The sequence below is a fragment of the Enterobacter sp. T1-1 genome, assembly GCF_000710795.1.
Lineage (GTDB): Bacteria > Pseudomonadota > Gammaproteobacteria > Enterobacterales > Enterobacteriaceae > Enterobacter > Enterobacter cloacae.
On sequence record NZ_JALW01000087.1, the window covers coordinates 24,369 to 30,819 of the forward strand.

Genomic DNA, 6,451 nt, shown 5'->3' on the forward strand with positions numbered 1-6,451 from the left:
CTGGCTGGCTTACAAACTCCCCGCCGGGCGTTTACGCGCCGCAGAGGTTAATGTTTTTCCTGTCTTAAGTCCGTCCAGGCTTTCCAGACGCATCTGGAACGGTGGGAACGGCATATCAATACCGTGCTCACGGAAGCCAGCCAGAATCAGCTGGTGGATCTCATGGCGTAGCGGCATACGGTGCCCCATTTCGGCGGCGTAAATACGCAATTCGAAAATCTGGATACCCTGCTGGAGATCGACCAGGAACACTTCCGGCGCCGGGTTATCAAGGACCAGCGTGCAGCGTTCGGCGGCGGTGTAGAGGATCTGTGTGACCTCTTCACTGTTGGCATCCGAGGGCGCCGGTACCGTCAGCACCACACGCGTGACGGAGTCTGACAGCGACCAGTTGATAAACTGCTCGGTGATAAACGCCTTGTTGGGCACGATGATCTCTTTGCGATCCCAGTCGCTGATGGTGGTGGCGCGGGTGTTGATTTTGGTGATGCTGCCTGTCAGATCGCGGATCGTCACCGTATCGCCAATACGAATCGGTTTTTCAAACAGGATAATCAGGCCGGACACAAAGTTAGCGAAAATCTCCTGCATGCCAAAGCCCAGACCAAACGTCAGCGCGGCAACCAGCCACTGCAATTTAGACCACTCAATACCAATCATGGAGAATCCAACCATCCCGCCAAAGAGCAGAATCAGGTATTTGGTGATGGTGGTAATGGCATAGCCCGTACCAGGAGTTAAATCCAGGTGCTGCAACAGCGCCAGCTCCAGCAGTGCCGGGAAATTACGCACCAGCTGCGTGGTGATGATCAACACCAGAATGGCAATCAGCACCGCACCTAAGGTTATGGGCTCCAGGCTCTCCACACCCTGCACCGTGGACGTCACATCCCACAGCGAGATGTTCTCCAGGAAACCAAACGCGGAGTGGATTTCTGACCACAGGAAGATCACCGACAGCAGCGCAATCAGCATCAGGATGGAGCGTACCAGACGCAGAGACTGGGTGCTGATAGCGTCGAGATCCAGCTCAACCTCGTCCGCATCTATCGTGCCTTCGGTGCTGTTGACGTGGTTTGGCTCATCCTCGCCTCGCGCACGCTGGGCGAGGATCTCTGCCCGACGGTGCTTGGCGCGGTCAAACGCCAGACGGCGTCGCTGGATCAACATCCCCCGGCGGATGACGTGATAGATCACCAGCAGCAGGAACCAGATGGCAACGGAGGTTTCCAGTCGCGCCAGCAGTGCCTGCGAGGTCGCCAGGTAACCCACCGCCGCTGCCAGCATGGCAACCAGGGGGGCGCACAGCAGCAGGTTCCAGAGCATGCGGTTGAACATGTTGTCGCCGCTGCCGGTTTTATCCAGATAGAGCGGTATACCAGCCCGTTTCAGGCTGAGCGTGACGATGGCCAGCGCACCGCATATCAACATAAAGCAGAGACGGCCCAGCGAGCCCGAAAACTCCCGGTCATTGAGATTATCAAACATGATCAGCGCCATAATCAGCGGCACAATCAGCCCGATGCTCATCAGGTAGTAACGCATGGCGCGCGCCACGCGGTTACGCGGCCAGCCAAAGTGAGCAATGAACAGACCATTCGGTCGCGCAAACGTGGCGCAAATCATCACTACCCACAGCAGGGGAACGGTAGCGGTCACGCCATCGCCAATGGCGACCGCGAGCGGGTAGGGCCAGGCCTCCCTCAGGCCATAACCGAGCGTCATCCACAGGACCGGCAGCGGCGAGGCGACAAGTATTGACCAGAACACGGTACGCAGCGTCAGCCAGAAGTGATCCTGCGTAACCTTACCCACCCGGGCGCTGGAGCGTTCCAGGAAGCGGGTGAAGTGTCTGCGTGAGTAAATGCTAAAGCCCACCAGAATCAACGCGCCCAGAAGAGGGAAAATGGTCTCTTTGCTGGTGAGCATCATCACGCTGGCTTTTCCAAGCTGGCTAAAGGTATCCAGCGAGATCAAACGGCGCAGATCCTGAACGATCTCGATTGGCCATGAGAAGGTCATTGGGCGCACGTCAGAGGTCCAGAAGAGATAACGGTGCGTTGCCTCGTTCACCTCTTTCAGCGCATCTTCCAGCTGACTGTTGGAGACCTTCAGCTTGGTCAGCTCCAGAATCAGCGTATCCCCGCCCTGTAACAGGGAGTTCAGCAGCTCGCGCTGGGTCCGCAACTGGGCTTCCAGAATACGGTTTTGCTCGCTGGTGAGAGGCTGCCCATCGGCCTGACGGATCTGGCGGATTTGCGGCTGTTTATTGAGAAGGTCTTCATAGTGCAGGCGTTGAACACGCAGCTGCGCCATCTCGGTATCCAGCTGCTGCGGTTTTGGCATCTCCGGTAGGCGTGAAACCTGGGCGCGTAATGCCTCTCCCAGCAGGTTGGACGAGCCCAGCCACTGAGACTGCTCGCGCAGGGTGTTGAGCGCCTGGCGAACCTGAAGGGTTTGATTGGTGGCCTGACGTTGCTGAGACGCCACCAGATCCATACGCTGCGCCTGCTGATTCAGTGCAGCAGAGAGTTCACGGTTAACCTTAAACTGGTCAACGATGCCCGCTGGCAGGTTATCGCTGTTTTCTGCCAGCAGCTCGGTGCTTTCCAGCGCGCGCTCAGCTTCACGCTGGCGCTGGCTGTTAAGTTGATTACGTAAAGCCTGCAGGTAAGCATCGAGCTGTTCGCTCTGCTTTTGCGCCAGTTCGGAGCGCATCCGCGACAGCTCCTGGCGGTTGTTTGCCGAGAGCTGCGCCAGCTCCAGTTCATCGACCAGTGCTTTAAGTCTGGCTGATTCAGCCTGAAGCGACAGATTTTGCGCCTGGTTCTGCGGTGTGTTACCCGTTTGGGTACCGATACGGCGCTCAACCTCGTTGAGCTGACGGCGGGCATCGGTTTGCTGTTGCGGAAGCTGGCTCAGCGAGTCGGCGATTTCACGTGCGCGTTCCTGCTCCTGCTGTGCCAGACGGCTCTTTTCCAGAAGCTGACTGCTAACCTGCAGGATCTCCTGATTCAACGCGTCAGAGGTCATGCCAGCAGGCACATCGCGCGGTTCATCGCGCAGATTGCTCAACTGATTGCGTAGCGTTTGCGAGAGTTTGGGGAAGTTGTCGATAACCTGCTGATATTGCTGAGCGCGCTCAAGGGAGCCTTTCCGCTCCTCAAGCGCATTCAGTGCAGACTGGAGCGACTCCACGGTCTCTGGCTGAGCGGGTTTTGCCGCTTTCGCCTGCTCCAGTTCCTGGGTTATCTGTTTTGCGTCGGGGGCTGTCGCTGCGTACGCCCCCATGCTGAGGCACCAGGCCATCAGTAGTACGATAATCGGGCGCACGTCAGCGTTCCTTCTGTTGTTAGCCTTCGTCTTTTTTGTCGTCAACCAGCGGGCTGGCGTCAAGTTCGGCCTTGATCTCTTCTTCCGGGAGCGGTGCAGGCTCTGCATCCGGCGTCACGAAAGGTTCAGTCGAGACCGCCAGCGGCTGGCCGAGTTTGGTGACTGACAGGCTCTGGAGCTGTTCAGCCAGCTTCACTTTGCCAGGGGCAAAGAGGTTGATAACCGTGGAACCCAGCTTGAAGCGACCCATCTCCTGGCCTTTCAGCAGAGCGACTGCGCCTTCTTCTTCACCGGCAGGCCAGGTCCAGCGTTTGATCACGCCTTCACGTGGTGGGGTGATGGTTCCAGCCCAGACCGTTTCGATGCTGCCGACAATCGTTGCACCCACCAGAATCTGCGCCATTGGGCCAAATTCAGTATCAAACAGGCAGATGACGCGTTCGTTACGCGCGAACAGGTTGGGAACGTTTTGCGCGGTCAGGTGGTTCACGGAGAACAGATCGCCCGGCACGTAGATCATTTCACGCAGGATCCCGTTGCACGGCATGTGCACGCGGTGATAGTCACGCGGAGAGAGATAGGTGGTGGCGAAGGTACCGTTGCGGAACAGATCCGCCATCAGGTAGTTACCCGCCAGCAGCGCTTCCAGGCTGTAGTTGTGGCCTTTTGCCTGCAGGATTTTGTCGTCTTCGATGTTACCCAACTGGCTAATCACGCCATCTGCAGGCATGACCAGCACGTTAGGATCGGTATCAACCGGGCGGACTTCGTCGCGCAGTGGGCGCACGAAGAATTCGTTGAAGGTGCGATAGCTGGCGGTATCTGGCTTCTGCGCCTCTTTCATGTCGACCTTGTAATATTTTACGAAAAGGTCGATGACCAGTTTGGTCAGCCAGCCCGCTCGTTTGCTCGCGCCCCAGCCCGCCAGGCGAGTGAGCCACAGTTTTGGCAGAATGTATTGAAGCGAAAGTTTAAATGCGTTTAACAAGGTAGCCTCCAGGCCATTTTTTGTCGTTCCTGATCCGGCTGTAATCAGCCGGAACCTGAAAAAAGGGGACGATTTTAGCGATGCTTAGCTTAGTTGTCAGTTATCAGAATCAGAAAAGTTTTTACGCGTTTTTACCTGATCCATGCTCTCAAGAATGCGGTGGTAGTTATCAAAGCGGGTCTCCGCAATCTCACCTTTCTCGACCGCTTCGCGGATGGCACAGCCCGGGTCGTTATCATGTTTACAGTCCCGGTATTTGCAAGCCCCTAAATAATCATGGAATTCGACAAATCCGTTGAAGATTTGTTCCGGCTCAAGGTGCCACAAACCGAATTCGCGCACGCCCGGAGAGTCAATCACATCGCCGCCATGCGGGAAGTGGTAGAGACGAGAAGCGGTAGTGGTGTGCTGGCCCAGACCCGAGACATCAGAGACATCGTTAGTCAGAATTTCTTGCTGGAGACCGAGAAGATTATTCAGCAGGCTGGATTTCCCCACGCCGGACTGACCCGCAAAGATACTGATGCGCCCGGTCAGCGCTTCTTCTAAGGGTTTCAGGCCATCTTTGGTGTAGCTGGAGACCATCAGCACGCGATAACCGATCTTGCGGTAGATATCCATCTGCTCATTCACGAAGTCCATACCTTCATCATCCAGCAGATCGATCTTGTTCAGAACAATGATTGGCTCAACCTGTAACGTTTCGCAGGCAACAAGGTAGCGGTCGATAATATTGAGCGACAGCTCGGGCAAAATCGCCGAGACGATGACGATCTGGTTGATATTGGCGGCAATGGGTTTTACCCCGTCGTAGAAATCGGGACGGGTAAGTACCGACGTGCGCTCGTGAACCGCTTCAACGATACCTTTGACCGTTACGCCTTCCGCCGCCTCTTTACCTGGACGCCAGACAACGCGATCGCCGGTAACCAGCGAACGGATAGTCCGTCGAATGTTGCAACGGTGGATCTCACCGTCGGCGGATTCCACGTCGGCATGCATACCGAAACGGCTGATGACGACGCCTTCCGTCGGCTCACCAAACAGGTTGTCGTCGTAATCGACCTTCTCCGAAGTGGTTTTAAGGCGGCGCTGGTGATTGGCATTCACGCGGCGCTGCTGCCCTTTGGAGAGTTTATTTTTACTCAATCGCGCTGGCTCCTGGTCGCCCGTAAGGGGCAAAACCTCTATGATACACTCTAATTAATACTAGTTAACCTGCTACAGCCGGTTATGCGAGAAGGGTGGAAAATAACATGAGCGCGGATGAAAACAACCTGATTTGGATCGATCTTGAAATGACCGGGCTGGATCCCGAGCGCGATCGCATTATTGAGATTGCCACGCTGGTCACCGATGCAAACCTGAATATTCTGGCGGAAGGGCCAACCATTGCGGTGCACCAGTCCGACGATCAGCTGGCGTTGATGGATGAGTGGAACGTGCGTACCCACACCGGCAGCGGGCTGGTTGAACGGGTGAAGGCGAGCACGATGGGCGACCGCGAGGCGGAGCTGGCGACGCTTGAGTTTCTGAAAAAGTGGGTCCCGGCGGGCAAATCCCCTATCTGTGGTAATAGCATTGGCCAGGATCGTCGTTTCCTGTTTAAGTACATGCCGGAGCTGGAGTCTTACTTCCACTACCGTTATCTGGACGTGAGCACCCTCAAAGAGCTGGCGCGCCGCTGGAAACCCGAAATCCTCGATGGCTTTAAAAAGCAGGGTACGCATCAGGCGATGGACGATATCCGTGAGTCCGTCGCGGAGCTGACGTACTATCGCGAAAACTTTATTAAGCTGTGATTTTGAGACCTGGCGCCTTGCGTGGCCGGGTTTTTGTCGTTAAATTGTTCAGCTTGCCGATTAAATAAGCACTTGAACTGATTTTCGAAAAAATCGCGTTGAGGGGGGTTGCAGCTAAAAGGATTTCTCGTATAATGCGCCTCCCGTAACGACAGAGAAATACGCGTTACGACAGCAACAAAAGCAGTACAAATTTGCGGGAATAGCTCAGTTGGTAGAGCACGACCTTGCCAAGGTCGGGGTCGCGAGTTCGAGTCTCGTTTCCCGCTCCAAAATTTGAAAAGTATCGCAAGATACGCCAGCACCAGAACACCCAAGCGGGAATAGC

General features: G+C 55.8%; 4 protein-coding genes and 1 tRNA gene. 2 read left to right on the forward strand and 3 right to left on the reverse strand.

Features of this window, described 5'->3' with window-relative positions; genetic code table 11:
* Positions 1-9: 9 nt before the first annotated feature.
* The 3 genes from mscM to rsgA form a co-directional block, all read right to left on the reverse strand.
* A complete protein-coding gene (mscM, locus tag AK59_RS0122410) occupies positions 10-3,333 on the reverse strand; it encodes a miniconductance mechanosensitive channel MscM (protein ID WP_029883866.1) in 3,324 nt (1,107 codons plus the stop codon).
* A 19-nt stretch (positions 3,334-3,352) separates the two neighbouring features.
* Complete coding sequence (gene asd, locus AK59_RS0122415) at positions 3,353-4,321, reverse strand: archaetidylserine decarboxylase (RefSeq protein WP_013095278.1); 969 nt, start codon at positions 4,319-4,321, stop codon at positions 3,353-3,355.
* Between the two features lie 96 nt (positions 4,322-4,417).
* Entirely contained in the window at positions 4,418-5,470 is a 1,053-nt protein-coding gene (gene rsgA, locus AK59_RS0122420; RefSeq protein ID WP_013095279.1) for a small ribosomal subunit biogenesis GTPase RsgA, read from the reverse strand.
* Between the two features lie 107 nt (positions 5,471-5,577).
* Here rsgA and orn point away from each other — a divergent pair, with 107 nt between their 5' ends.
* On the forward strand, positions 5,578-6,123 hold the full coding sequence (gene orn, locus AK59_RS0122425; protein WP_029883867.1) for an oligoribonuclease: 546 nt from the start codon (positions 5,578-5,580) through the stop codon (positions 6,121-6,123).
* Positions 6,124-6,319: 196 nt separating this feature from the next.
* Positions 6,320-6,395: transfer RNA gene (locus AK59_RS0122430), tRNA-Gly, on the forward strand.
* Positions 6,396-6,451 lie beyond the last annotated feature (56 nt).

Excerpts from the sequence above, each read along its gene's own strand:
- orn (WP_029883867.1), top strand. The coding sequence starts at position 5,578 with ATGAGCGCGGATGAAAACAACCTGATTTGGATCGATCTTGAAATGACC.